The following is a 26,310-nucleotide window of genomic DNA, read 5'->3' as shown; positions in this document are numbered from 1 at the left end:
TTCGGCGACGGCGACCGTCAACCCTTGATCTCGATGGCCTTGCTCTGGCTGCCCTCGATCAACGTGAAGCGGTACTCGCGCCCCGCCTCCTTTTCGAAGGAAAAGGTGCGGCCGGCCATGACGTGGTGCTTGGTGGTCGGGCGGCAGTCGTTTTCCTTTTTTGCCGCGCAGTCCTTGAATTCATCGATCACCAGGACACTGTTGCCGTTGTTGCGCATCAGGTATTTATCGGCATCGTCCTCGATAACGGTCTGGAACCGAGTGTCCTTGGGCCGCACGAAGAACACCGTGCCGTAGCCCGCCAGGACCTTGACTCCAGCCGCCACACGCTCCTTCTTGTATTGCTCGCGCTCTTCCTTGCTGATGGCGAACTCGTCTTCGGCTTCCGGCACCACCGGTACGAAACGCACCCGGAAATAACGCTCCTTGTCGCGATTGCCCATGAACAGCAGGCGCGTACCCTGCACACCGTTTGCCGGCACGATCAGCCGCGCCGGGCTGGCCATCAAGCCATCCTTGGCCAAGCCCCCTTCCTGGCTTTGCACCGGCTCCTCTCGGTAGCTGCCGTCCTCGTTGTAGTGGATTTCCAGAACGTTGACCTTGACGAACGCGGTGGACGTGCCGCCGTTGAACACCCGTTTCATGTAGGTACTCTTGTCCGCGTCCAGATAGTCATAGACGACCCCCACGCCGATCTGCGGCCCGGCCTGGGCCACGCCACAAAACAGATAAAAACCCATCCACGCCAATACATGCTTCATCACTGCTTGAACCTCGTGTGTTGTTCAAATTTCATTGAATACTGTCGGCTCTTGGAGCCGTTCAAACTTCCGAATCCCAAATCACCGTGACGTTACCGACATAGGTCCTGGCGTCGCCGACCAGCATTTCTTCGATGCTGTCGCGGGTCACTTCAAAGTGCAGGCTGGCGGGCTTTCGATCGATATAGACATTGGGCTGGACCCGCTCGGTGCCACTGCCGTCGCGCAGCAGGCGACGCCGGTTGATGGGCAGGCCGCCGCCATCGGTCAAGCCATCGGGCAGGGTGACCCTGACGTCCACCGGTACGGTATGGCCGGTGCCGGTTTCGGCGATCGCGCAGGTGTTGCCGCTGATGTGCTGGCATTCGAGCGCCATCTTGAAACGCGAGGAGGTCGAGATATGGAAACGCTGGTCCCGAAACAACCGGGTCGGTTTGCTTCCATTGTTCAACCAGGCCTGCCAGCCTTGTTCGGGCACCAGCTCCACCCGGTTTCCACCGGGTGGGACTTCCACCTTGAAGGCATGCTCGACGTCGAGCCTGAAATTGAGCGTGATTGCCGAGTCGCTGGGTAACATCACGTCGCCCATGTCCACTTCCCGACCTGGCCCGACACTGATCGTCAGGTCCCCGGTGTACTGGCCGGCCGTCATTCTCAGGGGGTTGGGCATGCGCAGTTCATAGGCAAAGTCCACGTACGGGTAGGCCATGCTGGGAATCAGGTACTGGGCTCTTTTAGCGCAGACGATCTCCATTGGCGTGCGCCAGAAGAACTCGTAGAAAGTCTCCCCCATACGACCGAAACCGCTGGAATGACAAGATGCCGGTGGGTAATCCCAGTTCTGGCCCCACAATTTGGTATGCGCTGTACCGGGGTCCACCCCACCGCCCACCAGGTCGACCACGCTGCCAGGAAACTGGTATCGAGAACCAATGCCGACCCACCGCACCTGGACGATCTCGGTTTCGCCCGTTCCAGAATGGACGATTTGCGCCGTACGCCAGTTGGCCGGCACTTGGAACATCGCCCCTTGCCGAGCATCGGCATGTTCGGCCTGGATCGCCCTGATGGAATTGACCGACAGCGGCAGCCGCAGGCTGGCCATGTTCCACGCCTGGCATTGGGAAGAGAATTCGGCGCAATAGCCACTCGCCGGCGTGGTGTTGCGAAATGCAGCCTCCTGAGGCTTCGACGGATCGGGTCTGAATACGGCGCTGATGTCTTGGGTCAAGGCATCGGCCACCGGCGTGCTTGCAAGCAGATACATCGCAAGCGTGCCCTTTACTGCTACAGGTAATCGTCCCATCGAAAAACTCCATGTCCCTACGTTGGCTCGAATAGAGCAAGTCCTTTTAAACTTCCGAATCCCAGATCACCGTGACGTTGCCCGTATAAGCCTTGGCGCCGCTGTCGAGCATGTCCTCGACGCTGCTGCGGTCCACTTCGAAATGCAGCATTCCCGACTTGCGATCCAGGTAGAACGACGGCTGGAACAATTCGGTGCCGCTGCCATCGAGCAGCAAGGGCCGGCGATCGACTGGTTGGTTGGCCCCATCGGTCAGGCCCTGGGGCAGCGTCACGCTGACGTTCACCGGCACTTGGTGACCGCTGCTGGTTTCGGAAATCGCGCAGGTGTTGCCGCTGACGTATTGGCATTCAAGGCCCATCTTGAAACGTGATGAGGCCGAGATGTGAAAGCGCTGGTCGCGAAACAACCGTGTCGGCTTGCGCCCGCTGTTGAGCCAGGATTGCCAGCCTTCCTGGGGGACGAGCTCCACACGGTTGCCGCCTGGAGGAACTTCGACTTTGAGGGTGTGTTGGACTTCGAGATTGAAATTGAGGGTCAGAATCGAATCGTCCGGCAGCATGACATCACCCATGTCGAAGTCCTGACCCGGCCCGACCGTATAGGTGAGCGTTCCCGTGTAATGACCCGACGACATCTTCAACGGGTTGGGGGTGCGCAATTGGTATCCATAGCTCATTTCGTGATACAGAAACGCCGGGATCAGATATTTTGCTTGTTTCGTACACGCAGCATCTTGTAGCGGGGTTCGCCAGAAAAATTCAAAGGCGTTGCCACCATAATAAAATTCCTCTGTTGAGCCCTCACTGCATGGTGAAGGCGCTCTATTCCAGACCCCGCCGGCCCAAAGCATCATATGCGCCTGTCTGACGCTCACTCCCCCACCCACCAGCTCCTGTGCACCAGGGGTGAGGCGATACGTCGCGCCAATCGCGGAAATCCGCACCGAAACCTCATGGCTTTCACCCGTGCCCGAATGAGTCACCTGCAGCGCTCGCCAATCGCCTGGCACCTTGAGCATCGCGCCTTGCCGACTATCTGAATGATTGGCCTCGATGGCTTTGGTTGACTGGAAAGTAATGGGCAGCGCAAGGCTGAAGATACCTAGAGCAGCACATCGCGTCGGCCATGATCTGCAGAACCCCGAGGGTGGCGTGGTATTGATGAACTCGTTTTCCGAGGGTTTCGCGGGGTCTGGCCGGAAAACCGCGCTGATGTCACCGGTAGCCGCGGTAGCCGTCAGCGGCCCGGCCAATATCAAGGAAAGCAACGACACAGAAGCCACCTTGCGTCCTGCCACCAATAAATAGTTCATCAATACAACCTCGTGTATCAGTGGGAATCGCCGCGAATGCGCAGTGTCGGGCCCGTCGAATAATCGTCGCCCCAGATATCTCATGAGCGCTGCTTCTCACCGTGAGCCTCGGCGAGTGCCGTATCGGCCAACGTATCCGGCGTACAGCGCAAATCACCGATCATCAGCACGTCCCCTTCCCTCTGGGCGCTGTCCGGATCAAGGCGGAACCGGCAGAACAACTCGCTGCCATAACGCACCTCCAGAGTGGGCGAGCCGGCATTCATTTCCATGGAGAAGAACCCATCCGCCTCGCTGACACCGCGGCTGGCGTGGTTGATGACGTGGTGGCCCTTGAGCGGTTGTCCTTGGTCGTCCAACAGGCGACCGAGCACGGTCACGGTTCTCAACACACTGATCTTGCGGTAGTCCACGCCGCCCTTGTTCAAGTGATAACGAGTGCGCGAGGGCTCGATGCTCGCCGCCGGAGGGTGCACGCCTTCGAAGTCGAAGGTGACCATGCTGTTTTTATAGGCAGTGATGGGGACGAAGTTACGACCTGGATGCAAGGTGGTGCTGCCGCCGGTCAAGTCGTCGGCGCGCAGGATCACGTCATCCACGTCGGCTTCCACATCGACGATCATCCCCGCGCCGCGCCCATGGGGTATGGCGGTAAAGGCTGCCTTGCTGCCGCCCACGGCCACCGTGCTGCTCAGGTTGAGGCCGCCGGTGAGGTTGTCGTTGTAGGACGAACGCTGGACGAAGCCATCGCCATACAGCGAGTCGGTCTGGAAGCTGGCGATGCCGGACAGGCCCACGCCATAAGTGTCAGCCAGTGCAGTGGCAGAGACGCTTTGCAGGACATGGTCCTGCAGGTCGCGGCGGTATGACAGCGAGGCGTTGTTGTCCCGTGCGCCATCGCGGGAGGTGCGCGTGCCGACGCTACCCGACCAGTACTCGCCCGGCCCACCCAGGGCGACACTGACGCTCAAGTCCAGGCCGCGATTGCGCTTGTCGGCCGTGCTGGAAGTACCGGGGCGATCGAACACCGACAATCGCCAGTTGGCATCGCTGCCGCGTAATTTGCCCCGCTGGGTCCAACCCAGGTCCAGGCCGGTGCCCTGCACGTTGCCTTCGCTGTAGGCCAGCCGCCCATTGATGGACGTCTTGTTGCTCAAGCGATGATTGACCGACAGCGACGAGTTGCTGGTATGGCCGACGTACACGTCACGTTGGCGGATGCGGGTACCGTCCGGCAGGGTTTCGTAAGTGTTGCGGGTGTCCAGCCAACTGCGGTTGTGGCTGGCGACGATGCTGCCCTGGCCATAGCTGTACAGCCCTTGCAGGTCCATGCCGTTGCCGTAGTCCTGGGTTTTATAGACGTTGGCGTACAGGCTGGTGCTGGTGCCCAGGGTCCAGTCCACCGAGGTGCCGACTTGCATCTTGTCCTGCACCTTGCGGGTGGAGGCGCCCAGGATCACCCGGGGATGCAACAGGTAATTGAGGCCGACCCCGGCCGTCATGAACCCTGACGGCTGGTCTTCCCAGTTGCTCCAGAGCCGGGTCTCGCGGCCGGCGAACAGGTTGTAGCGCCAGCGGTCTTCGGAGTTGCTCCAATTGTTGGGCTTGTAGACCAGCTCCTGGCTGGTGGCAGTGATTTGCCCATCCTCGACCAGCCGCACTTCCACTTCGTAGATCCCGCCAGGCAAGGGGCGGGTGTCCAGGCTTTGCAGCCCGGCGCTGACGGCCTGGGTATTGATCAGCAGGCCATTGCGATAGATTTCCACCGAAGCCTGGCGGCTCGCGGTGACATAAATGGGGTAGACGCTGGGTTTCGGATTGTCGATCGCCAGGCTGTCGGAACTGCCGTACATCACGCCCAATGCGGTGTCCGGGTTGGCACCGAATGAACGAATCTGCCGGTTCAAGCCATCGGAACCGGGCGTGAAGTAGCCCAGGCGAAAGAAGGAGCCTTCCATTTCCCGCTGGGTATGGAGCTCATGGACGGCGTGGTACAGCTTGTCGTCCGGGCCGCCAAGACGCGAGAGTTGCAAGTCCAGCGACTGGCTCCAGTTGCCGAGGCTGGAACTGGCATTGAGGCCGTAACGCCCGCCAGTGTCCTGTTCCTGGCCACCATTGATATTGAGTTGGTTGTTGAAGATCAGGCCCAGGCTGCCTTCTTCCGGCTGATCGTAGTAACGCTTGGCTTGCGTCAAGCGCTCCACGTCCCGGGTCAGGATCGAAACCAATGAATTTTCGAGGCTGTAGTGCACGGCGAGCAGCCCGGACGGGCACCCAGCTTCGCAGGCGCCCAACGGCTGCCCCTGCTTGAGGTGTTGCTCCCATTGCTGGCGCTCGACGTGATTGATCGAACTGTCCTGGGTATCGGTGAATTCGAGCAATGTGATGCGGTCGTCCCGGCTCAATACCACCATGGCTTCGCCGAGGAACTGTTGATTGAGTTCAACACGAACCGCCAAGGGCACATCGAAGAAATGGGATTCAAATTCCGCCGGCAAGCCTTTGGCCTGGGACAACAAGCTTTTCGGTGTCGTACCAGGGGCAGTCGGCGCGGCGAATGCGTTCGCGCACAACAGCAGCGCGAGCGCACCCGCGATGGGTGTCATCGGAAACATCAACGGACTCTCTAATCAGCGAGCTATCTGGGCGTTTCAGGGACAGGCCGACCGGCTGGGGAAGACCGGCCGGCCTGCAGCAATGCCCGAAGAGGAGAACCTCAGCGGGCATTGAATGACATCACGGAGTAGCGCGAGGCACGGCGTCGAAGATGACGGTCATGTCGGCGGTGTACAGGCCGTTCTGGGTATCGAGCGGCCTGGCGGCGACGATGGTCATGTCAGCCTGGGTACCCGGTGTGGAGGTCGCATCGTCCACCACTTCCTGAGGCGTGGCGGTCAGGGTGACGCCGTTGAAAGCCGTGGTCAGCGCGATGGAGTTGCTGCCGTTGTACAGCGCCGCCGGACCGCCCTCGATGTAGGCGTGGACCGAGCCCTCGGTGTTCTTCACGTCATAGGTAGCGCGCAACGACGACAAGGTGCCGCTGACCGTGTTGTAGCTCATGGTCTCATCCTTACCGAAGTCCGGGTTGCGCGGCTGCACATGGAACTGTTGGGTCGGGATGTTCGCGCTGATATGGATGGACGAGCGCGCATCATCGGCGGCGAATGCCAGCGAGGAACTCAGGGCAGCGGCTGCCAGCGAAGCACCGGTCATGAATTGTTTGAGCATGTTGTTAATACCTGTTCATAGCCATAAAGAGAAGGGCTGAAGTTGCAGCTCGCCTAATAGTTCGAGAGCTGCAACTTCAACGCTGGGCATGATCGGTTCTTAACAACTAAAAAAAAGCAGGCAAATTCCCAAGCACTTGTAGTAATTCCACCATACAAAAGAGAGAAAAATACCTTAATTCATTTAAAACGCCAATTTGGATGTAAGAAACTGCCCACAAAACCATGCACCAAGCGGCCTCTATAAAAGTCAATAAAAATCATAAAAAAAGGCGCCCTCCTCTCAAGCCCGACTCATTCAGGTAAGGTCTTGGGCAACTCATACAACATCAACTCAACTAGATATATCTCAACTTCAAGATATATCAAGCGCAAAGATGTATCTCAAATAAAGAACCAGCACTTCGCATTAACTTATGCAGCATGGAGAGCAGTACATGGCAGCCCCTTATTCCGATCCCAACGCCCACGATGGTTTCGAGCGACACCCGACCGGTCGTGACCGTAACCGACGCAACGCTCGTGTATTCGCCGCCGGGGACCTCAAGTTACTGTCGTTGGCCCTGATCGCTGAACAGCCCTGCCATGGCTATGACCTGATCCGCAGGATCGAAAAGATGTTCGAAGGGGCCTATAGCCCCAGCCCTGGGGTGATCTACCCGGCCCTGGCCTTCCTGGAAAAAAACGCGATGGTCACCTGCTGCGTTGAAACAGAAAAAAAATGCTACAGCGTGACCGATGCTGGACGTCTATCACTTGAGAAGCAGGCCCAGACGCTGGAAGAGGTGCGCACACGCATTGAAGACAGCAAGCGCACGCTGCACGGCCATGATCGCCCCCCGCAGGTCCAGGAAGCGGTGTATAACCTGCGCCATGCGCTGCAAAATCACTCTGGCCGCTGGAGTCCTGAAGAAACCCGGCGGGTGTGCGACTTGCTCAACGCCACCGCCAAAGCCATCGTCGACGGTTGCGACCGTCCACCTGTCTCGGAGTCAAGCCAATGACCGAAATCGATCCAAACACCATTCACCGCGTCAGCCACGAGATCAAACGCCGCCGCCTGCAAGTGCTGCGGGTCGAGGACCTGACCCCGCGCATGCGCCGCATCACGGTCGGCGGGCCGGAGCTGGCCGGGTTCGTCAGCCTGGGCACGGACGATCACGTAAAGCTGCTGTTCCCACAAAATGCGGAGGAGCACGCCGCCCTGGAAGATTTCAACCCCACTGCCGGCAAAGCCCAGGGCCCGATGCCTGAAATGCGCGACTACACCCCGCGCCGCTATGACCTGGACACCCTCGAACTGGACATCGACTTCGTGCTCCACGGTGACGGCCCTGCCTCGACCTGGGCCGCGCAGGCAGCACCGGGGCACCACCTGTATATCGCCGGCCCCCGGGGCTCGATGGTCGTACCGGACATCTTCGACAGCTACCTGTTGATCGGCGACGAAACCGCCCTGCCCGCCATCGCCCGTCGCCTCGAGGGCCTCGCCCCCAATCGGCGTGCGCTGGTGGTGGTGGAAGTGGAAAATGGCGCCGAACAGCAAGTGCTCCACAGCCCGGCGCAGGTGCATGTGATCTGGGTGTTGCGCGAGGGTCGCCAGGACAGCCTGCTGCGCACCGTGCAGCAGCTGGAGATGCCCGGCGGCAAGCTGTACGCCTGGGTCGCGACCGAAAGCAAAGTGTCGCGGCAGATTCGCAGGGTGCTGCTGGAAGAGAAAGGGCTGGACCAGGATTTCGTGAAGGCGGTGGGGTATTGGAAACTGGATAACAGTGAGGAAGATTGAGGGCGTGGCGGTGGCTGAAGTACTCTTCACCCATTGAAACCGCCATCCACCTGTGGCGAGGGAGCTTGTTCCCTCGCCACAGGTGCTATCGCTGTCCTTTAATACCTTATCCGGCAATACCAGGTGCCCCGCCCCATGCTTTTCCTGATCGCCTACATCGGCAGCGTCGTGCTGATCAACTTCGCTTTCTCCGCCGCGCCGCACCTGGACGTCATCTGGTCGGCCTGGGGCGGGCTGGTGTTCGTGTTGCGCGACATGGTGCAGACCCGTTTCGGCCACGGCGCCATCGTGGCGATGCTGGCGGCGCTGGTGTTGTCCTACGTCACTTGCGACCCGACCATCGCCCTGGCCAGCGCCACCGCGTTCGCCGTATCGGAGTGCATCGACTGGCTGGTGTTCACCGTCACCAAGCGTCCGCTGCATGACCGTCTGTGGATCAGTTCGGCCTTGAGCATCCCCCTCGACACCTTCATTTTCTTCGGCCTGATCGACGCCCTGACCCCCGCAGTGGTGACGACCGCCCTGCTCTCGAAATTCGCCGGGGTCACGGCCGTCTGGCTGATCATGGCCTGGCGCCTGCGCAAACAGGCCATCGCCGGCTGACGCGGTTCATGTAAAATGCCGCGCTTTCTCCCATGGGAAGCTCGCCCGGCGCGCGCCCCAATGACCCGCTCCTGTTTGAGGACCTTCAGATGACCCGTATCGGAACTCCATTGTCGCCCACCGCGACCCGCGTTTTGTTGTGTGGCAGCGGTGAGCTGGGCAAGGAAGTGGTAATCGAGCTGCAGCGCCTGGGCGTCGAGGTGATTGCTGTGGATCGCTATGCCAATGCACCGGCCATGCAAGTGGCCCACCGCAGCCACGTGATCAACATGCTCGACGGCGCCGCCCTGCGCGCGGTGATCGAGGCCGAGAAGCCGCACTACATCGTGCCGGAAATCGAAGCCATCGCCACTGCGACCCTGGTGGAACTGGAAGCCGAAGGTTTCACGGTGATCCCTACCGCTCGCGCCGCGCAACTGACCATGAACCGCGAAGGTATTCGTCGCCTGGCCGCCGAAGAGCTGGGCCTGCCGACCTCGCCGTACTTTTTCGCCGACACTGTCGAAGACTACCGCAAGGCTGTGCAAACCCTGGGCTTCCCGTGCGTGGTCAAGCCGGTGATGAGTTCCTCGGGCAAGGGCCAGAGCCTGCTGCGCAGCGCCGATGACGTGCAGAAAGCCTGGGACTACGCCCAGGAAGGCGGCCGTGCCGGCAAGGGTCGGGTGATCATCGAAGGCTTCATCGACTTCGACTACGAAATCACCTTGCTCACCGTGCGTCACGTGGGCGGCACGACGTTCTGCGCACCCGTCGGCCACCGCCAGGAAAAAGGCGACTATCAGGAATCCTGGCAGCCCCAGGCCATGAGCCCGGTGGCCTTGGCCGAATCCGAGCGCGTCGCCAAGGCAGTGACCGAGGCCCTGGGTGGTCGCGGCCTGTTTGGTGTCGAGCTGTTCATCAAGGGCGACCAGGTGTGGTTCAGCGAAGTCTCGCCGCGCCCGCACGACACCGGCCTGGTGACGCTGATTTCCCAGGACCTGTCGCAGTTCGCCTTGCACGCCCGCGCCATTCTCGGTTTGCCAATCCCGTTGATCCGCCAGTTCGGCCCTTCGGCTTCGGCGGTGATCCTGGTGGAAGGCCAGTCGACCCAGACCGCGTTCGCCAATCTCGGCGCCGCCCTGAGCGAGCCGGACACGGCGCTGCGTCTGTTCGGCAAACCGGAAGTCAACGGCCAGCGCCGCCTGGGCGTGGCCCTGGCCCGCGACGAATCCATCGAAGCCGCCCGCGCCAAGGCGACCCGCGCTTCCCAGGCGGTCAAGATCGAACTGTAAAAGCCCAAGGCTGAGCACGATCCCCTGTAGCGAGGGAGCTCAAAGGCCTGCGTTCACACAGGCTCAGTGAAGAAACAAAAAAGGCGACACCCGCAAGGGTGTCGCCTTTTTCATGAGCGCAGCTCGGGTTTAATCCGGCAGTTTGTAGGCAATCACATAGTCGCCCTGCTTGGTGCCCAGGGAACCGTGGCCACCGGCCACGACCAGCACGTATTGCTTGCCGTCCTTGCCGGTATAGGTCATCGGCGTGGTCTGGGCGCCGGCAGGCAGGCGGCCTTCCCACAACTGCTTGCCATTCTTCACGTCGTAGGCGCGCAAGTACTGGTCAAGCGTGCCGCTGAGGAACGCCAGGCCACTGGCGGTGGTGAAGGTGCCACCCAGGCTTGGGACACCCATGCTCAGCGGGATCGGGACCGGCGAGCTGTCACGCACGGTGCCGTTCTTGTGCTTCCACAGGGTCTTGTTATTGGTCAGGTCCACCGCCGCGACATAACCCCAGGCAGGCGCCTGGCAAGGCAGGCCCATGGGCGAAAGCAGCGCTTCGAGGATCACGCCATACGGCGCGCCCTTGTTCGGCTGCACGCCTTCGGTTTCGCTCTTGCGACCCGGGCCACCGGCCACTTCCGCCGCTGGCACCAGTTTCGACTTGAACGCCATGTAGCTCGGGTTGACGAAAGCGATCTGGCGCACCGGATCGACCGAAATGCCGCCCCAGTCGAACACGCCGAAGTTGCCTGGGTAGACGATCGAGCCTTGCAGCGACGGCGGCGTGAACATGCCCTCATAGCGCAGCGACTTGAAGTCGATCCGGCACAACATCTGGTCGAACGGGGTGACGCCCCACATGTCGCGTTCCTGGAGGACCGGCGGCACGAAGTTCAGGTCGGACATCGGTTGGGTCGGCGAAGTGAAGTCGCCTTCCACCGCGCCTTGCGGCACCGGGATTTCCTTGATCGGCACGATCGGCTGGCCATTGCTGCGGTCCAGCACGTAGATGCTGCCCTGCTTGGTCGACGCCAGGACGGCCGGTTTCACGCCATCGGCGGTCTTCAGGTCCATCAGGGTCGGCTGACCGCCGACGTCCATGTCCCAGAGATCGTGGTGGGTGAACTGGAAGTACCAGCGCACCTTGCCGGTGGCGATGTCCAGGGCGGTCAGGCCGGCGGCGTATTTTTCCGACTCCGGTGTGCGGAATCCACCGAACTGGTCAGGCGTCTGGTTGCCCATCGGCAGGTAGAGCATGCCGAGTTTTTCATCGACGCTGAACATGGACCACATGTTCGGGGAGTTGCGGGTGTAGGTCTTGCCCTCGGCAATCGGCGTGGTGTCGTCCGGGTTGCCGCTGTCCCAGTTCCACACCAGCTTGCCGGTGTGTACGTCGTAGGCGCGAATGACGCCGCTTGGCTCGTCGGTGGAAACGTTATCGGTGACGTGGCCGCCGATCACCACCAGGTTCTGGGTGACTGCCGGTGGCGAGGTGGAGTAGTAACCACCCGCGGTGAAACCGCCGATGTTGGCGGTCAGGTCGACCTGGCCCTTGTCGCCGAAGTCTTCGCACATCTTGCCGGTGTCGGCGTTGAGGGCGATCAGGCGGGTGTCGGCGGTCGGCAGGAAGATCCGCCGCGGGCACACGGTGCTGGCCGGCGTGGTACTGGCGGTGCCGGTCGGGCTCTGCTCGGCGGACGCGTAGACAGCATCGTCGTGGTAGGTCACGCCACGGCAGGTCATGTGGGCCCAACCCTTGAAGTTTTCCGCTTTTTGCGTGGAAAGCTTCGGATCGAAACGCCAGATTTCCTTGCCGGTTTCAGGCTCCAGGGCGATCACTTGGCTGTGAGGCGTGCACACGTAGAGCATGCCGTTGACCTTCAACGGAGTGTTTTCGGCGGTGGTTTCGCCCGGATCGTTCGGCCCTGGCAGGTCGCCAGTGCGATAGGACCAGGCTTGCTTCAGCTTGCTGACGTTCTCGGGGGTGATTTGCGCCAGCGGCGAATAGCGGTCGCCATGGGCGCTGCGGCCGTAGGAGTTCCAATCCCCGTCCGGCATGGCCGGTGCGGTGTTGGTCATGCCCGGCACGCTGTCGCGGTCCAGTTGACCCTTGATTTCACCGGGATTGGTGAATTGGCTGGCCAGCGCGGCGATACCGGCGATCACGACGGCGGCGCCCAGCGCTCGGGTGCCCATGGGCGAAGCATCGCCGGTCAGCAGCGGGCGGCGGAACCACGGCAGCAGCATGACGATGCCCAAGGCAAACAGCATTGCCAGGCGTGGCACCAATTGCCACCAATCCAGGCCCACTTCCCATAATGCCCAGACCGTACTGGCGAAGAGCACCAGCGCGTACAGGCCCAGCGCTGCACGGCGCGCCAGGACCAGCAGTACACCAGTGATCGCCAGGCCGATACCGGCCAGCAAGTAATACAGCGAGCCGCCGAGCGTACTCAGTTTGATCCCACCGGCCAGCAAGGCCAGCCCCATCAATAGAAGCAGAATGCCGAGCAAGCTCGGTAGCAGACGGCTTCGACTCAAAGCACCCTCAGCGCTCATAGTGTGTATCTCCGTGACGTTTCAAAGAGTCCCGCGCAAGTAGTCACTTTAGATGACGATCCTGAGGGGGCATGGTTCAGTTGAAAAAAGGCAAATTCGATTGACGCGGTCCGCTGTGGGAGCGGGCTTGCTCGCGAAAGCGGTTGACCCGCCACCCCAACGCTGAATACACCGCACGCTGAGATAGCGCTGTCTCTGCAGAGTCAGTGCAATAGGGCCAGGAAAGCAATTCACCACATGCAACCGCTCTGGCACGCTAGAAGAAGCGTTTCAGCGGGCGGCGCAAGGATAATGTCCTGTTACAAATAGAGAAAGCGCTTTTGTTGACATGGATCATCTCGGATTCGGTAACAGTGTGGCAGACCCACAAGGCAGTGATAACAGCGGCACTTCCCCCCGAAGGGCGCCTCGGCTAAGGTGCGCGGCTTTACAGCTCTCCATGCATAGGCCTGCCATGACCGAACCGAACAATAACCCGCTGCACGGCGTGACGCTGGAGCAGACCCTCAACATTCTGGTGCAGCACTACGAATGGTCGGGCCTGGCCGAACGCATCGACATCCGTTGCTTCAAGAGCGACCCGAGCATCAAGTCGAGCCTGACCTTCCTGCGCAAGACGCCATGGGCGCGAGAAAAAGTCGAACGCCTGTACGTCAAGCTGATGCGCACCAAGCGGCCCGATTGAACCGTGGGCGTTCGAACCGGTTTCGTGTGGATGCTGGCATTGCTCGGCTGGGCGGGATTGAGTATCCAGCTTTACTTGATTCTGCTCGGGCGCTGGGAACTGGGCGCGAGCCTGTTGGGTGGCCTGGTCAATTTCCTCAGTTTTTTTACGGTGCTGACCAATACCTTGGCCGCCGTAGTGCTGACCTGGGAACTGACACAGCGCGAATCAGCCGTCCGGCGCTGGTTCCTGCTTCCTGCGGTACGCAGCGGCATCGCGGTGAGCATCGCCCTGGTCGGCCTCGCCTATAACCTGCTGCTGCGCCACCTTTGGCAGCCGCAAGGCTGGCAATTTATTGCCGATGAATTACTCCACGACGTCATGCCGGTGCTGTTCATCATCTACTGGGGGCTGTGGGTGCCCAAAGGCACGTTGCGCCTGGCCCACATCGGACTCTGGATGATTTATCCGCTGGTGTACTTCGCTTACATCCTGCTGCGGGGAGATTTGCTGGCGGCCTATCCCTACCCGTTCATTGACGTGGCGAGCCTGGGTTATCCACAGGTGTTCATCAATGCCGGGGGGATATTGGCGGGGTTCGTCGGGATTGCGCTGGGGGTGGTGGGGTTGGATCGGTGGTTGGGACGACGATCGGTTGAAGCCTTGTGAGATGCCCTTGTGGCGAGGGCATTAAATCCCCTCGCCACAGATCATTTTTTGCCACAGGGGGATGTGTTCACAATCATCGCCCCGCCGGCAACATCCACACCAACCCACTGGCCTTGGCCCGTTCATGGCACAACGCCAAAACCCCGCGCCGCTCGGCATTGTCCATCCGGCTCCACCGGGTGATTTCCGCCACGGTGCGTTGGCAGCCGGTACAGATGTCGTCATCGTCGAGCGCGCAGATGTTCACGCAGGGCGATGGCACCGGGCGTTCGGGCGCGTTCATTGTTCCTGCTCGACCAGGTCGCGAGCATAGCGCTGCGCGTTGTGCACATAGTGCGCCGCACTGGCTACGAGCATGTTCTTCTGGGCGTCGGTCAATTCCCGCACCACCTTGCCGGGGGAGCCCATTACCAGCGAACCGTCGGGAATCTCCTTGCCTTCGCCGATCAGCGAATTGGCGCCGATGATGCAGTTCTTGCCGATCTTCGCGCCGTTGAGGATCACTGCGTTGATGCCGATCAGGCTGTAGTCTCCGACGGTGCAGCCGTGGAGCATGGCGTTGTGGCCAATGGTCACGCCGGTGCCGATGGTCAGCGGATAACCCATGTCGGTGTGCATCACGGTGCCGTCCTGCACGTTGCTGTCCTTGCCGATCAGGATCAATTCGTTGTCACCCCGCAACACGGCGTTGAACCAGACGTTGGCGCCCTCTTCGAGGCGGACCTTGCCCACCAGCGTGGCGTTGGGCGCGACCCAGCTCTGTGGATGGGTTTCGACACGGGCATCGCCCAGGCGGTATTTCATGAGGTGTCCTCGGGCATCAGGTGTTGATGAAAGTCTTGGGCGGGGTGTGCAGGTCGATATCGGCGTCGTACAGCAGATTCACCAACTCAACGATCATGATCGCCGTCAGGCCCCAGATCTTGTACCCCTCGAAGCGGTAGCTGGGCACGTACCAACTGCGGCCCTGGTAGTCGATGCGGTGCGTGTGCTCGCGCGGGTCTTCGCGGAAAAACTCCAGCGGCACGCTGAACACCGCGGCGATCTCGGCGTCGTTGGGCTGGTATTCGACGTAATCCGGTATCACGCCGACATACGGCGTGACCTTGATGCCATGCAGCGAGATCAACGGGCTGAGGGGGCCGATCACTTCGACCAGGCCGGGCGGCAGGCCGATTTCTTCCTCGGCTTCGCGCAGGGCGGTGAAGATCAGGTCGGGGTCCTCCGGGTCTCGGCGCCCGCCGGGGAAAGCCACCTCGCCGCCGTGGGTCGAGAGACCGCTGGCGCGCAGGGTCAGCACCAGCTCCGGTTCATCGCTGCGAGTGATCGGCACCAGCACCGCAGCTTCCGGGAAACGTTGGTCAGCCTGCAGATCACGCGGGGTATGGTTGCTTACTCGATGCAGTAGCTCGTCCAGCATGAGACTTCTCGATTTATTCGCTACCTTGCATCATGCACCAATCGTTCAAGCGGCCCAAGCCCCGCACCGCGTCGTGTCGCGAAACGACAACTTGCCGCACCGGCCAACGCACGCCAAGATAGGCGCAGCCTTCAGGAATCCCAGCATGAAATTCTGCAGCCAGTGCGGTAACCCGGTAACCCAGCGCATACCCGAGGGCGACTCGCGCCTGCGCTTTGTTTGCGACACCTGCCACACCATCCATTACCAGAACCCCAACATTGTCGCCGGTTGCGTGCCGACCTGGGGCAGTAAAGTCCTGTTGTGCCGGCGCGCCATCGAGCCGCGGCGCGGTTACTGGACATTGCCGGCAGGCTTCATGGAGAACGGCGAGACCGTCGAGCAGGCCGCCGTGCGTGAAACCGCCGAGGAAGCCTGCGCCCGAGTGCGCAACCTGAGCATCTATACGCTGATCGACGTACCGCACATCAGCCAGGTGCATGTATTCTTCCGCGCCGAACTGATGGACCTGGACTTCGCCGCCGGGCCCGAAAGCCTGGAAGTGCAGTTGTTCGAAGAGGCGGACATCCCCTGGGACGAGCTGGCTTTCCGCACCGTCGGCCGTACCCTAGAATACTTCTACGCTGACCGGCGGGCCGAGGATTACCCGGTGCGATCCGAGTCGATACCGCCGCTGGCTCAGCCCGCCAATACTTAGAAAATCCAATATAGCCGCGACACCTCTAGGGATATCGTTTCAATGCGCTGGTTGCTTGTCCTGTTCTGCTTGTCATTCACCGCGGTGTCCCAGGCCGCCGCCGTGGGAACCTACAATGGCAAGGTCATCGAAAAAGTGCTGGTGCTCAAGTCCGCCCATCAATTGCAATTGATCAACGACGGCAAGCCGCTCAAGACCTATCGCATCTCACTGGGCAAAGGCGCCAAGAAAGGCCCCAAGCTGATCGAAGGCGACAAGCGCACCCCCGAAGGTTTTTACTGGATCGACTGGCGCAAGGTCAGCGACAAGTTCTACCTGTCGATGCACATCTCCTACCCCAACATCAGCGACGCCGCCCGCGCCCGCCGTGAAGGCGTGGAGCCGGGGGGCATGATCATGATCCACGGCACCCCGGATTCGGAAGACAATCCTGAGCAGTTGTTCCATACGCTGGACTGGACCGACGGCTGCATTGCCATGCGCAATGTGGACATGCGCGAGGTGTGGAACCTGGTGCCGGATGGGACGATGATCGAGATTCGGCCGTAACCTCCACTTGCTTTGGTGAGCAGCTCTTGGCGAGGGAGCTTGCTCCCGCTGGGACGGTCCGACGATGAGGCCGGCAACTATGGCGTCAAGTCCGCAACTCAACCCGGTCCAACGCCTTGTTCGCCAACAACGTCCCCAGCTCGATCATCTGCGCCACACCCAACGCCACATGGCGACGCGAACCGTCCAAGTCAAACAGCAGGTCGCTCAGCACCGCATTGGCCGAGGCCAGGGTTTCGCTGAGGTTGGCTAGCAGGGCTTCGGTGTCGACGTTGTCCGATACGGTGAACAACTGCACCGAGGGTTTGGGTTCTGGTTCGCCGTCGTCGGGCTTGAGGTAATGGTCCATCGCGCGGTCGGCGGCTTCTTTGAGCTTGTCGGGGGCGTAGTCGCCGTAGGGGAAGGCTGAGGCGGGTTTGGGCATGTCAGAATTATTTTTCAATTGAAGCTCCTTTGATTTAATGGAGCCCAGGACAAAGCGTCCGGGCCTATTGCCCCCTGATTTTTTTCGGACGGTCAAACCCGGTCGCTGAATTGGCAGCGACACCCAAAGGCTAGAGCCCTGCCTTCCGAGGCACAACCTTAAAAACATGTCGGAAACTTCGGTGCGTCTGACAGACCAAGGGATGATGATTCACATAACAAAAAACCGGCCTAGGCCGGTTTTCGTTGATGACATTCGTATTCACCCAAAAGCTGCGCGCTGCTCAGCCTCATAATGCCGAGTCTGAAAAGGCAAGAGGGTTTGCACCTTCAAGCCAAGACCTTCATTCAGCCCCCAAGAGAGAGCGAGTTCATCACGGCGTTTGCGAAGCGCAACAGCGGTTTGTGAGGTTATGGCTTGCTTGGGTGTCGAGCGTAAAAATAGCTCAAGGGCTTTGAAGACCTCCAACGCACGGCTGTCCGTGACACAGGAAAATCGAGTGAGTCGTTCGAGCAAATATCCTGCGCGACGCAACTCGAGCTCATCAGTGTGTTGACTCAAGAAAGCCTGGGTTACGCTTATCAAGTCCAAATTGGAGTACCAAACAGCTTTGGCTGTGCTCACGAGCGCAACATCATCTGCGTGATCCAACGGGCTTTTGACCAATTTGTCCAGAGCGGCTGAGAGGACTTGGCCGTTAGCAGGCTTCGCCATCTGTATTCTCCAAATAATTTTGCAAAATAGAGGTAAGAACAGAGGTTGGAGACTCTTTGTTGCCAACATATACATCAATCGCCTGCGATGCCAGTCGACTCAGCTCAGCGGTCAATATGAAGCCGGCCCTCAGGAGCGCCATGATATCGCCAATATCTTGATCCGTTGCTCTGCCCAGTTTTGAAATCGCAATATCGACAGGGGCAGCAATGTGAACGTGCAAAGGAGATTCTACCGAGAACTCTTCAAGAGGGAGGCTTCGAGCCCAATAGTCTTCGTGAATCGGACCGAAGCTAGTGTTGTATTGAAGGTCGTAGTTGAGCTCCATCAACCGGCCGGATTTTTCGTCGACGAATTGCTCAGGCACTTCCGCAAGCAAGGTTCGAAGATGAAAATTTTCTGGAAGGTTTGCCTCATAAATTTCGGCGTCAACGTCCATGGAGACACGATGGTTCGTATAAAGGTGCACTGCGCACCCACCAAAAATGATGATTTTGAGCACCCCAGGCGCTGCGTTCTCAAACGTCAGCTCCGCTTCGACAGACTTGAACATTGAAATCAAAGCCTGTCCTAGGGCGGTACCTGTATTAAGTCGGGGAGTGATCATATCCGGCAGTTTCATGTTTGAACCTCAGAGGCTGATGTTGCTCCTTGAAACTTGGATCTGCCGCTTGGTCGTCCTAAAGACTGGTAAGCGATCCCTGCGCTAGGAGATTTGGGCCTCGAAAGCTAGAGCCCTCGCTTCCGAGGCACAACCTTAAAAACATGTCGGAAACTTCGGTGCGTCTGACAGACCGTCCACTTGACCATGGATGTTTCAGACGAAATTCCAGATAGGCTTTTTTTGGATTGAATTGGGTACATAACCATTGCTGCGGTAACGGATATACACAAAACGCCCCATCACCGCTCACCACCAAAAATAAATATCAAATCTCAAAACCCGCCCCTCATGCATACCACTGACCTCTAAAAACCCCAGCCCAACGCTGCAATTCAACGCCACATCATCACCACCCTAATACCACTTGAAGAACCACCCTCATAGAGACCCAGAAAACGCTATAAAACCCCGGAAAAGCAGCGTTGACATGGTATTCAAGTGGTATTAGTTTCCACCCCGTTAGCCGAGGAAAACTCCTACAATCGCATCGGACGCATCGCCAATGAACGACATCCTGGTCCTACGCCCCGACGACACCCAACCCACCCCGCTCTACCTGCAATTGGCACGCAACCTCGAAGCGGCCATCCACGCCGGCCATTGGAAAGCCGAGCAAGCGATGCCTTCCGAGCGCAGCCTGAGCGAGCAACTGGGTATTTCCCGGGTGACCGCCCGCAAGGCGCTGGAGGTGCTGTTCGAACAAGGCCTGATCCGCCGCAACCAAGGCTCGGGCACCTTCATCACGCCGCGCCTGGAACAACCGCTCTCGCGCCTCAGCGGCTTCAGCGAGATGCTCCGGCTCAAAGGCTTCGTGCCCGGTTCACAGTGGCTGGAGCGGAACATCACCCCGCCGACCCACGAAGAATTGATCCGCCTGGGCCTGTCGCCCACCGACAAAGTTGCCCGGCTCAAACGGCTGCGCAAGGCCGACGACACGGTCATGGCCATCGAGATGAGCACCCTGCCCGCGTCGATCATTCCCAAGCCGCAGGCGGTGGGCGATTCGCTTTATGAATTTCTCGACGGCATCGGCAAACCGGTGGTGCGCGCCCTACAGCACATCCAGGCCATCAACGCCTCGGACGAGTTCGCCGCCCTGGTGGGCATCGCCCCCGGCACCGCGATGCTGCTGATGACCCGGGTCGGCTACCTGGAAGACAACACGCCCATCGAAGTCACCGACACCTATTGCCGCAACGACTACTACGACTTTGTCGCAGAGTTGCGGCGCTAGACGACCAGAGAATCCCCATGTCCGAAGACAACATCCTCACCGCCAACGGTTGGATCCGCGGCCGCCTGGTCCATGAACACGGCAGGGTCGTGTCCATCGAAGGCCAGCCTTGCGATCCGACGAGCAATGACCTGCCCTACCTGCTGCCCGGCTTCATCGACCTGCACGTGCACGGCGGCGGTGGCAAGGACATCATGGAAGGCGCCGCGGCGTTCGACACCATTGCCCGCACCCATGTGCGCTTCGGCACCACGGCGTTGCTCGCCACCACCATGACGGCGCCGAGCGAAGAAATCGCCAGCGTACTCAAGGCCCTCGGTGAGTTCTGCGAACAGCGGTCCAGCGGCAGTGCACGTGTTCTCGGTGTGCACCTGGAAGGCCCCTATATCAACCCCGGCAAACTCGGCGCCCAACCGAATTTCGCCCACACCGCGTTGATGGCAGAAGTGGAGGCGTACCTGGCCCTGGCGCCAATCCGGGTGATTACCGTCGCGCCGGAAATCGCCGGTCACGATGCCCTGATCCGCGCCCTCAGCGCTCGCGGCGTGCGCATGCAGATCGGCCATACCCTCGGCAGTTACGAAGAAGGCGTCGCGGCGCTCACGGCCGGGGCCAGCAGTTTTACCCATCTGTACAACGCCATGAGCCCGTTGCATCACCGCGAGCCGGGCATCGTCGGCGCGGCGCTGGCCCATGCGCAATATGCCGAGCTGATCCCGGATCTGCTGCACGTGCACCCCGGCGCCATGCGCGTGGCGTTGCGTTCGATCCCGTGCCTGTATTGCGTCACCGACTCCACCGCCGCCGCCGGCATGCCCGATGGCGAATACAAGCTGGGCAGCCACACCGTCACCAAATGCCTGGGCGGTGTGCGCCTGGCCGACGGCACCCTGGCCGGCAGCACCCTGACCATGGACCAGGCTTTGCGCAACCTGGTGAAAATCGGCCTGCCCCTCGACGACGCCTCCCGACGCCTGTCGCAATTTCCCGCCGATTACCTCGGCCTGCCCGAACGCGGACGCCTGCAACCCGGCGCCTGGGCCGACTGTGTGCGCCTTGACCGAGCCCTGAACCTGATCGACGTGATGGTCGAAGGAGAAGCCATTGACTTGCAAAATGCTTGAAGAGGCCCTCGCCTCGGCCGAAGCCGTCGAGCGGCAATTACAGCGGCTGGATCCGACGCTGGCGGAAATCGCCGGACGCCTGCGCCGTCAACCGCCGCAGGTGGCGATGACTGTCGCTCGGGGCAGTTCCGACCATGCCGCCAGTTACTTCGCCTACCTGACCATGCAGCAATTGGGCTTGCCGGTGGCGTCGCTGCCGATGTCGGTGGTCACCCTGCAACAGGCGCCGCTGAAGGTCAGCGGCCAGGTGGCGTTCGCCTTCTCCCAATCGGGACAGAGCCCGGACCTGGTCAACAGCCTGCGCCTGTTGCGCAAGCGCGGCGCCTTGAGCGTGGCGATGGTCAACGCAGAGGATTCTCCCCTGGAGGCGGCCTGTGAATTCAACGTGCCGTTGTGCGCCGGCATCGAAAGCAGCGTTGCCGCGACCAAGAGTTTTATCGCCACCCTCAGCGCCAGCGCACGGTTGGTGGCTCACTGGAAAGACGATGCCGAGTTGCTCGAAGCCGGCGATGCCTTGCCCGGAGGACTGCGCGACGCCGCGAGCCAGGATTGGAGCCCTGCCGTCGAGGCCTTGCGCGAATGCCAGCGGCTCATGGTGATCGGCCGTGGCGCCGGGTTCGCCATCGCCCAGGAAGCGGCGCTCAAATTCAAGGAGACCTCGGCGATCCAGGCCGAAGCCTTCAGCAGCGCCGAGGTCCGCCACGGGCCGATGGCGCTGATCGATGAGCATTATCCGTTGCTGGTGTTCGCGCCGCGCGGTGCCGAGCAGGCGGGTGTGTTGAGCCTGGCCGCCGACATGCGCCAGCGCGGGGCCCGGGTATTGCTGGCTGCGCCGGATGACATCGTCGAGCGCGACTTGACGCTGAGCTGCGCCGAGCATGCGGCCCTGGACCCGATCCTGGCGATTCAGAGTTTCTATGGCATGGCCGCCCGGCTGGCGGTAGCCCGAGGCCTGGACCCGGATCAGCCACGGCATTTGAGCAAGGTCACCCGGACCCACTGACCCGATAAGCCACGCAAGGCCAACGAGATCCCAAAGAGAGCGAGCCCATGCCCAACAACAATAAAGAGCTGATCCTCAGCGCCCCGCTCAGCGGTCCGGTGCTCACCCTCACCAACGTCCCGGACGCGGTATTCGCCAGCGGCGCCATGGGCGACGGGATCGCCATCGATCCACTGAACGACACCCTCTACGCACCGTGCGATGGCGAGGTAATCCACGTCGCTCGCACCGGCCACGCCGTGACCCTGCGAGCCGACAACGGCGCCGAGCTGCTGCTGCACCTGGGGCTGGACACCGTCGAGTTGCAGGGCGACGGTTTTTCCATGCTGGTCAAGGAAGGTGCGCGGATCAGCCACGGCCAGGCGCTGCTGCGCTATGACCTCGACAAAGTGGCCCAACGCTGCAAGAGCCTGGTCAGCCTGCTGATCGTTACCAATGGCGAACACTTCCAGGCACGGCCGATTACCCTTAAAGGCGTCAAGGTCGGCGATCCCTTGTTGCACATCGTCGCCAAGGCGCCAGGCGAAGAACGCGTCGATGATTCGGATGGCGGCATCGAAGTGTCCGGCCAGATCCGCATCGCCCATCGCGGCGGCCTGCATGCGCGACCGGCAGCCTTGGTTCGCCAGACCGCACAGGGTTTCAAGAGCCGCTCGCACCTGCACTTCGGCGGCCGGTCGGCGTCCTGCGACAGTGTGATGGGCATGATGGGCCTGGCGATCAGCGAGCAGGCCGAAGTGCATGTCAGCTGTCGCGGCCGCGATGCCGAAGCGGCATTGCAAGCGTTGCTGGCGACCCTGTCCACGGCGTTGGCCGAAGAGGTCCACGCGAAGGCGCCGCAGGTCCAGCCGCCCAGGCGTGCCGCTGAAGATGGCGTATTGCAAGGCGTCTGCGCCGCGCCTGGCTTGGTGAGCGGACCGCTGATTCGATTGGACGGTATCCAATTGTCCGAGGATCCCGGCGGCCACGACGCCGAAGAACAACGGCAACGATTGCGCCAGGCCCTTGGGCAAGTCAGCCGCGATATCCAGCAGACGCTGGCAAACGCCCAAGCCCGGCACCTGGTCGATGAGCAAGCGATTTTCAGCGCCCACCTGGCGTTACTGGAAGATCCAGTGCTGCTGGACGCCGCGTACCAGTCCATCGATCAAGGTTGTGCGGCGACCCACGCCTGGAGCCACTCCATTGACCTGCAGTGCCAAGTACTGCGGCAATTGCACAGCGCGCTGCTGGCCGAGCGCGCCAACGATTTGCATGACCTGCGCCAGCGAGTCCTGCGGGCGCTGCTCGGTGAGGCCTGGCAATTCGACGTACCGGCGGGCGCCATTGTCGTCGCCCAGGAACTGACGCCGTCGGACCTGTTGCAACTCAGCGCCCAAGGCGTCGCCGGGGTGTGCATGGCCGCGGGCGGAGCGACCTCCCATGTGGCAATCCTCGCTCGTGGCAAAGGCCTGCCCTGCCTGGTGGCGTTGGGCGAGGTCCTGCTTGCACAGGCGCCTGGGCAGCCGGTGGTGCTGGACGCTGACAATGGCCGCCTCGAACTCACGCCAACCGCCGAACGCCTGGCGCAGGTGCAACAAGCACAGACCCGACGCGCAGCCCTGCGCGCCGAGCAACGGACCCTTGCCCATACACCTGCGCGAACCGTCGATGGGGTGGAGGTTGAAGTCGCCGCCAACGTCGCCTCCAGCGTCGAGGCAAGCGAGTCCTTGGCCAACGGCGCCGATGGCATCGGCTTGCTGCGCACCGAATTTCTCTTCGTCGACCGTCACACCGCACCCGACGAAGAGGAGCAACGCCAGGCCTATCAAGCCGTGCTCGATGCCATGGGCGACAAGCCGGTGATCATCCGCACCATCGACGTCGGCGGTGACAAACAACTGGACTACCTGCCGCTGCCGACCGAAGCCAACCCGGTGCTCGGCCTGCGGGGCATTCGCCTGGCCCAGGCGCGGCCGGAGCTGCTGGATCAACAGCTGCGCGCACTGCTGCAAACTCGGCCGCTGCAGCGCTGCCGGATTCTGTTGCCGATGGTCACCGAGGTCGACGAGCTGCTGCACATCCGCCAGCGCCTCGACGTATTGGGTGCCGAACTTGGCGTGAGCGAACGCCCGCAGCTTGGAGTGATGATCGAAGTACCGGCCGCCGCCCTGCTCGCCGAGCAACTGGCCGAGCACGCGGACTTCCTGTCCATCGGCACCAACGACCTGTCCCAATACACCCTGGCCATGGACCGCGACCACGCCGGTCTCGCCGCCCGGGTCGATGCCTTGCACCCGGCGCTGTTGCGGCTGATTGCCCAGACCTGCGCCGGCGCCGCCAAACATGGGCGTTGGGTCGGCGTGTGCGGGGCCCTGGCCTCCGATCCCCTGGCGACGCCGGTGCTGATCGGGCTGGGTGTGCGAGAGCTGTCGGTCAGCCCGCCGCAAATCGGCGAAATCAAGGATCGCGTACGCCGCCTCGATGCCGCCCAGTGCCGCCGCGTCAGTACCGATTTGCTCAACCTCGCCAGCGCCGCCGCCGTGCGCCAGGCCTGTCATCAACACTGGCCCCTGGGCTGAGCCACGTCGAAGAACAATAAAGGAGAGACGCCATGTACCAGCATTTCATCGAAGGGCTTCAGCGCCTCGGCCGGGCGTTGATGCTGCCGATCGCGATCTTGCCGATCGCCGGCCTGCTGCTGCGCCTGGGTGACACGGACCTGTTGAATATCGCGATCATCCACGATGCCGGCGAAGCGATTTTCGCCAACCTGCCGATGATCTTCGCCATCGGCATCGCCGTGGGCTTCGCCCGGGACAACAACGGCACGGCCGGGCTGGCCGGGGCCATCGGCTACTTGGTGATGATCGCGACGCTGAAGGTGCTCGACGCGACCATCAACATGGGCATGCTCGCCGGAATCATCAGCGGCCTGTTGGCCGGCGCGCTGTACAACCGCTTCAAGGACATCAAGCTGCCGGAGTACCTGGCGTTTTTTGGCGGGCGACGCTTCGTGCCGATTGTCACCGGTTTCAGCGCCGTGGGCCTTGGCCTGGTGTTCGGCCTGATCTGGCCGCCGATCCAGCACGGCATCAACGCCTTCGGCGAGCTGCTGATGGCCAGCGGCAGCTTCGGCGCGTTCGTCTTCGGCGTGTTCAACCGGTTGCTGATCGTGACCGGCCTGCACCACATCCTCAACAACATGGCCTGGTTCATCTTCGGCAGCTTCACTGACCCCACCACCGGCGCGGTCGTCACCGGTGACCTGACCCGCTATTTCGCCGGCGACCCCAAGGGCGGCCAATTCATGACCGGCATGTTCCCGGTGATGCTCTTCGGCCTGCCCGCCGCGTGCCTGGCGATGTACCGCAACGCCCTGCCGCAGCGGCGCAAAGTCATGGGCGGGATCTTCTTGTCGATGGCGCTGACTTCATTCCTGACCGGCGTCACCGAGCCCATCGAATTTGCCTTCATGTTCCTCGCGCCACTGTTGTACCTGGTCCACGCGTTGCTCACCGGCCTATCGATGGCGGTGACCAATATGTTGGATATCCACTTGGGCTTTACCTTCTCGGGCGGCTTTATCGACATGGTGCTGGGCTGGGGCGAATCCACCAACGGCTGGTTGGTCGTTCCGGTGGGCCTGGCCTATGCGCTGATCTATTACCTGGTGTTCGATTTCTGTATCCGCCGCTTCGACCTGAAGACGCCGGGGCGTGAAGAGGTGCCGGCGGGCGACAAACCGGTCATCGCCGAAAACCAACGCGCCGCTGCGTATATCCAGGCCTTGGGCGGCGCCGACAACCTGATCACCGTCGGCGCCTGCACCACACGCTTGCGCCTGGACATGGTGGACCGCAACAAGGCGTCCGACGCCCAGCTCAAGGCCCTCGGCGCCATGGCCGTGGTCCGCCCTGGCAACGGCGGCAGCTTGCAGGTGGTGGTGGGGCCGATGGCCGATAGCATCGCTGATGAGATCCGCTTGGCGTTGCCCTCTTCCGAACGGGCTGCCCCAACGCCCGAACCGGAAACTATCGAAGAATCGCCACGCGTGCCCACTGCCGAAGCGCAACAATGGCTCGATGCCCTGGGCGGTGGCGGGAATGTATTGCAGCTTGATTGCGTGGCGATGAGCCGTTTGCGGGTGCAGTTGGCTGATGGCAAGCGGTTGTCGGAAAGCCAGCTCAAGGCGCTGGGTTGCCAGGGGGTTAGCTCGCTGGAGGGTGGCGTCTGGCACTTGCTGCTAGGGGAGAAAGCGCCGGGGTTGTGGCGGGCGTTGGCAACGGCTGTAAATCGAGACGGGGTCAAGGCTGAAGCCTCCAGTGGCTGACACAGCACAATTCCTGTGGCGAG

The 26,310-nt window shown here is 61.3% G+C and carries 25 protein-coding genes; 13 read left to right on the top strand and 12 right to left on the bottom strand.

Features of this window, described 5'->3' with window-relative positions:
• Positions 1-17: 17 nt before the first annotated feature.
• The 5 genes from VQ575_RS05470 to VQ575_RS05450 all read right to left on the bottom strand — a co-directional run bounded on the left by VQ575_RS05470 (position 18) and on the right by VQ575_RS05450 (position 6,610).
• Positions 18-761: a pilus assembly protein gene (locus VQ575_RS05470; protein ID WP_039591454.1), complete on the bottom strand. Its 744-nt coding sequence runs from the start codon at positions 759-761 to the stop codon at positions 18-20.
• A gap of 61 nt (positions 762-822) precedes the next feature.
• A complete protein-coding gene (locus VQ575_RS05465) occupies positions 823-2,067 on the bottom strand; it encodes a hypothetical protein (protein WP_039591455.1) in 1,245 nt (414 codons plus the stop codon).
• 46 nt (positions 2,068-2,113) lie between these two features.
• Positions 2,114-3,382, bottom strand: a complete 1,269-nt coding sequence (locus VQ575_RS05460) for a hypothetical protein (RefSeq protein WP_039591456.1) — start codon at positions 3,380-3,382, stop codon at positions 2,114-2,116.
• A gap of 80 nt (positions 3,383-3,462) precedes the next feature.
• On the bottom strand, positions 3,463-5,997 hold the full coding sequence (locus VQ575_RS05455) for a TcfC E-set like domain-containing protein (protein ID WP_325919212.1): 2,535 nt from the start codon (positions 5,995-5,997) through the stop codon (positions 3,463-3,465).
• Positions 5,998-6,118: 121 nt separating this feature from the next.
• Entirely contained in the window at positions 6,119-6,610 is a 492-nt protein-coding gene (locus VQ575_RS05450; RefSeq protein WP_039591458.1) for a CS1 type fimbrial major subunit, read from the bottom strand.
• Positions 6,611-7,046: 436 nt separating this feature from the next.
• Between VQ575_RS05450 and VQ575_RS05445 the strand changes: the two genes are divergently transcribed.
• The 4 genes from VQ575_RS05445 (at position 7,047) to purT (ending at position 10,269) form a co-directional block, all read left to right on the top strand.
• Positions 7,047-7,613 (top strand): PadR family transcriptional regulator, encoded by a 567-nt coding sequence (locus VQ575_RS05445; protein WP_039591459.1) that lies wholly within the window; start codon positions 7,047-7,049, stop codon positions 7,611-7,613.
• Positions 7,610-8,395: a siderophore-interacting protein gene (locus VQ575_RS05440; RefSeq protein WP_039591460.1), complete on the top strand. Its 786-nt coding sequence runs from the start codon at positions 7,610-7,612 to the stop codon at positions 8,393-8,395. Before VQ575_RS05445 ends, VQ575_RS05440 begins: the two co-directional genes overlap by 4 nt.
• A gap of 135 nt (positions 8,396-8,530) precedes the next feature.
• Positions 8,531-8,998, top strand: a complete 468-nt coding sequence (locus tag VQ575_RS05435; RefSeq protein ID WP_039591461.1) for a VUT family protein — start codon at positions 8,531-8,533, stop codon at positions 8,996-8,998.
• An 89-nt stretch (positions 8,999-9,087) separates the two neighbouring features.
• Positions 9,088-10,269: a formate-dependent phosphoribosylglycinamide formyltransferase gene (purT, locus tag VQ575_RS05430; RefSeq protein WP_039591462.1), complete on the top strand. Its 1,182-nt coding sequence runs from the start codon at positions 9,088-9,090 to the stop codon at positions 10,267-10,269.
• Positions 10,270-10,398: 129 nt separating this feature from the next.
• On the opposite strand, the gene VQ575_RS05425 is transcribed toward purT, so the two are convergent.
• The gene (locus VQ575_RS05425; RefSeq protein ID WP_039591463.1) at positions 10,399-12,813 is read right to left on the bottom strand and encodes a glucose/quinate/shikimate family membrane-bound PQQ-dependent dehydrogenase; all 2,415 of its coding nucleotides are present in this window, start codon (positions 12,811-12,813) and stop codon (positions 10,399-10,401) included.
• A gap of 454 nt (positions 12,814-13,267) precedes the next feature.
• On the opposite strand from VQ575_RS05425, the gene VQ575_RS05420 reads away from it, so the two are divergent.
• On the top strand, positions 13,268-13,498 hold the full coding sequence (locus VQ575_RS05420; protein WP_325919210.1) for a VF530 family protein: 231 nt from the start codon (positions 13,268-13,270) through the stop codon (positions 13,496-13,498).
• 30 nt (positions 13,499-13,528) lie between these two features.
• A complete protein-coding gene (locus VQ575_RS05415) occupies positions 13,529-14,146 on the top strand; it encodes a Pr6Pr family membrane protein (protein ID WP_082112092.1) in 618 nt (205 codons plus the stop codon).
• A gap of 73 nt (positions 14,147-14,219) precedes the next feature.
• On the opposite strand, the gene VQ575_RS05410 is transcribed toward VQ575_RS05415, so the two are convergent.
• From VQ575_RS05410 to VQ575_RS05400, 3 genes are read right to left on the bottom strand one after another with little or no spacing between them, the layout of a single operon-like run.
• Complete coding sequence (locus VQ575_RS05410) at positions 14,220-14,429, bottom strand: DUF1289 domain-containing protein (protein WP_039591465.1); 210 nt, start codon at positions 14,427-14,429, stop codon at positions 14,220-14,222.
• Positions 14,426-14,950, bottom strand: coding sequence for a gamma carbonic anhydrase family protein (locus VQ575_RS05405; RefSeq protein WP_039591466.1), 525 nt, complete (start codon positions 14,948-14,950; stop codon positions 14,426-14,428). The genes VQ575_RS05410 and VQ575_RS05405 overlap by 4 nt, the downstream gene beginning before the upstream one ends.
• A 16-nt stretch (positions 14,951-14,966) precedes the next feature.
• Complete coding sequence (locus VQ575_RS05400; protein ID WP_039591467.1) at positions 14,967-15,566, bottom strand: CoA pyrophosphatase; 600 nt, start codon at positions 15,564-15,566, stop codon at positions 14,967-14,969.
• A gap of 145 nt (positions 15,567-15,711) precedes the next feature.
• On the opposite strand from VQ575_RS05400, the gene VQ575_RS05395 reads away from it, so the two are divergent.
• Positions 15,712-16,263 carry an NUDIX hydrolase gene (locus tag VQ575_RS05395; RefSeq protein ID WP_039591468.1) on the top strand — a complete coding sequence of 184 codons (552 nt, stop codon included), beginning with the start codon at positions 15,712-15,714 and terminating at the stop codon, positions 16,261-16,263.
• 42 nt (positions 16,264-16,305) lie between these two features.
• Positions 16,306-16,812: a L,D-transpeptidase family protein gene (locus VQ575_RS05390; RefSeq protein WP_039591469.1), complete on the top strand. Its 507-nt coding sequence runs from the start codon at positions 16,306-16,308 to the stop codon at positions 16,810-16,812.
• 85 nt (positions 16,813-16,897) lie between these two features.
• On the opposite strand, the gene VQ575_RS05385 is transcribed toward VQ575_RS05390, so the two are convergent.
• The 3 genes from VQ575_RS05385 to VQ575_RS05375 all read right to left on the bottom strand — a co-directional run bounded on the left by VQ575_RS05385 (position 16,898) and on the right by VQ575_RS05375 (position 18,572).
• Entirely contained in the window at positions 16,898-17,254 is a 357-nt protein-coding gene (locus VQ575_RS05385; protein WP_082112091.1) for a DUF6124 family protein, read from the bottom strand.
• Between the two features lie 243 nt (positions 17,255-17,497).
• Entirely contained in the window at positions 17,498-17,950 is a 453-nt protein-coding gene (locus tag VQ575_RS05380; protein ID WP_039591471.1) for a hypothetical protein, read from the bottom strand.
• Entirely contained in the window at positions 17,934-18,572 is a 639-nt protein-coding gene (locus VQ575_RS05375) for a DUF6036 family nucleotidyltransferase (RefSeq protein WP_039591472.1), read from the bottom strand. The genes VQ575_RS05380 and VQ575_RS05375 overlap by 17 nt, the downstream gene beginning before the upstream one ends.
• Positions 18,573-19,116: 544 nt before the next feature.
• Between VQ575_RS05375 and VQ575_RS05370 the strand changes: the two genes are divergently transcribed.
• From VQ575_RS05370 to nagE, 5 genes are read left to right on the top strand one after another with little or no spacing between them, the layout of a single operon-like run.
• The gene (locus tag VQ575_RS05370) at positions 19,117-19,848 is read left to right on the top strand and encodes a GntR family transcriptional regulator (RefSeq protein WP_039591473.1); all 732 of its coding nucleotides are present in this window, start codon (positions 19,117-19,119) and stop codon (positions 19,846-19,848) included.
• A 17-nt stretch (positions 19,849-19,865) separates the two neighbouring features.
• Positions 19,866-20,972: an N-acetylglucosamine-6-phosphate deacetylase gene (gene nagA / locus VQ575_RS05365; protein ID WP_039591474.1), complete on the top strand. Its 1,107-nt coding sequence runs from the start codon at positions 19,866-19,868 to the stop codon at positions 20,970-20,972.
• The gene (locus VQ575_RS05360; protein ID WP_152668434.1) at positions 20,953-21,975 is read left to right on the top strand and encodes an SIS domain-containing protein; all 1,023 of its coding nucleotides are present in this window, start codon (positions 20,953-20,955) and stop codon (positions 21,973-21,975) included. Before nagA ends, VQ575_RS05360 begins: the two co-directional genes overlap by 20 nt.
• 47 nt (positions 21,976-22,022) lie before the next feature.
• Positions 22,023-24,536, top strand: a complete 2,514-nt coding sequence (gene ptsP / locus VQ575_RS05355) for a phosphoenolpyruvate--protein phosphotransferase (protein WP_039591476.1) — start codon at positions 22,023-22,025, stop codon at positions 24,534-24,536.
• A gap of 32 nt (positions 24,537-24,568) precedes the next feature.
• Entirely contained in the window at positions 24,569-26,287 is a 1,719-nt protein-coding gene (nagE, locus tag VQ575_RS05350; protein ID WP_325919208.1) for an N-acetylglucosamine-specific PTS transporter subunit IIBC, read from the top strand.
• The last annotated feature ends 23 nt before the right edge of the window (positions 26,288-26,310 follow it).

Source organism: Pseudomonas frederiksbergensis, from assembly GCF_035751725.1.
Lineage (GTDB): Bacteria > Pseudomonadota > Gammaproteobacteria > Pseudomonadales > Pseudomonadaceae > Aquipseudomonas > Aquipseudomonas frederiksbergensis_A.
The sequence above is the reverse complement of the archived record's forward strand: the minus strand, read 5'-3'. Positions and strand labels throughout refer to the sequence as shown.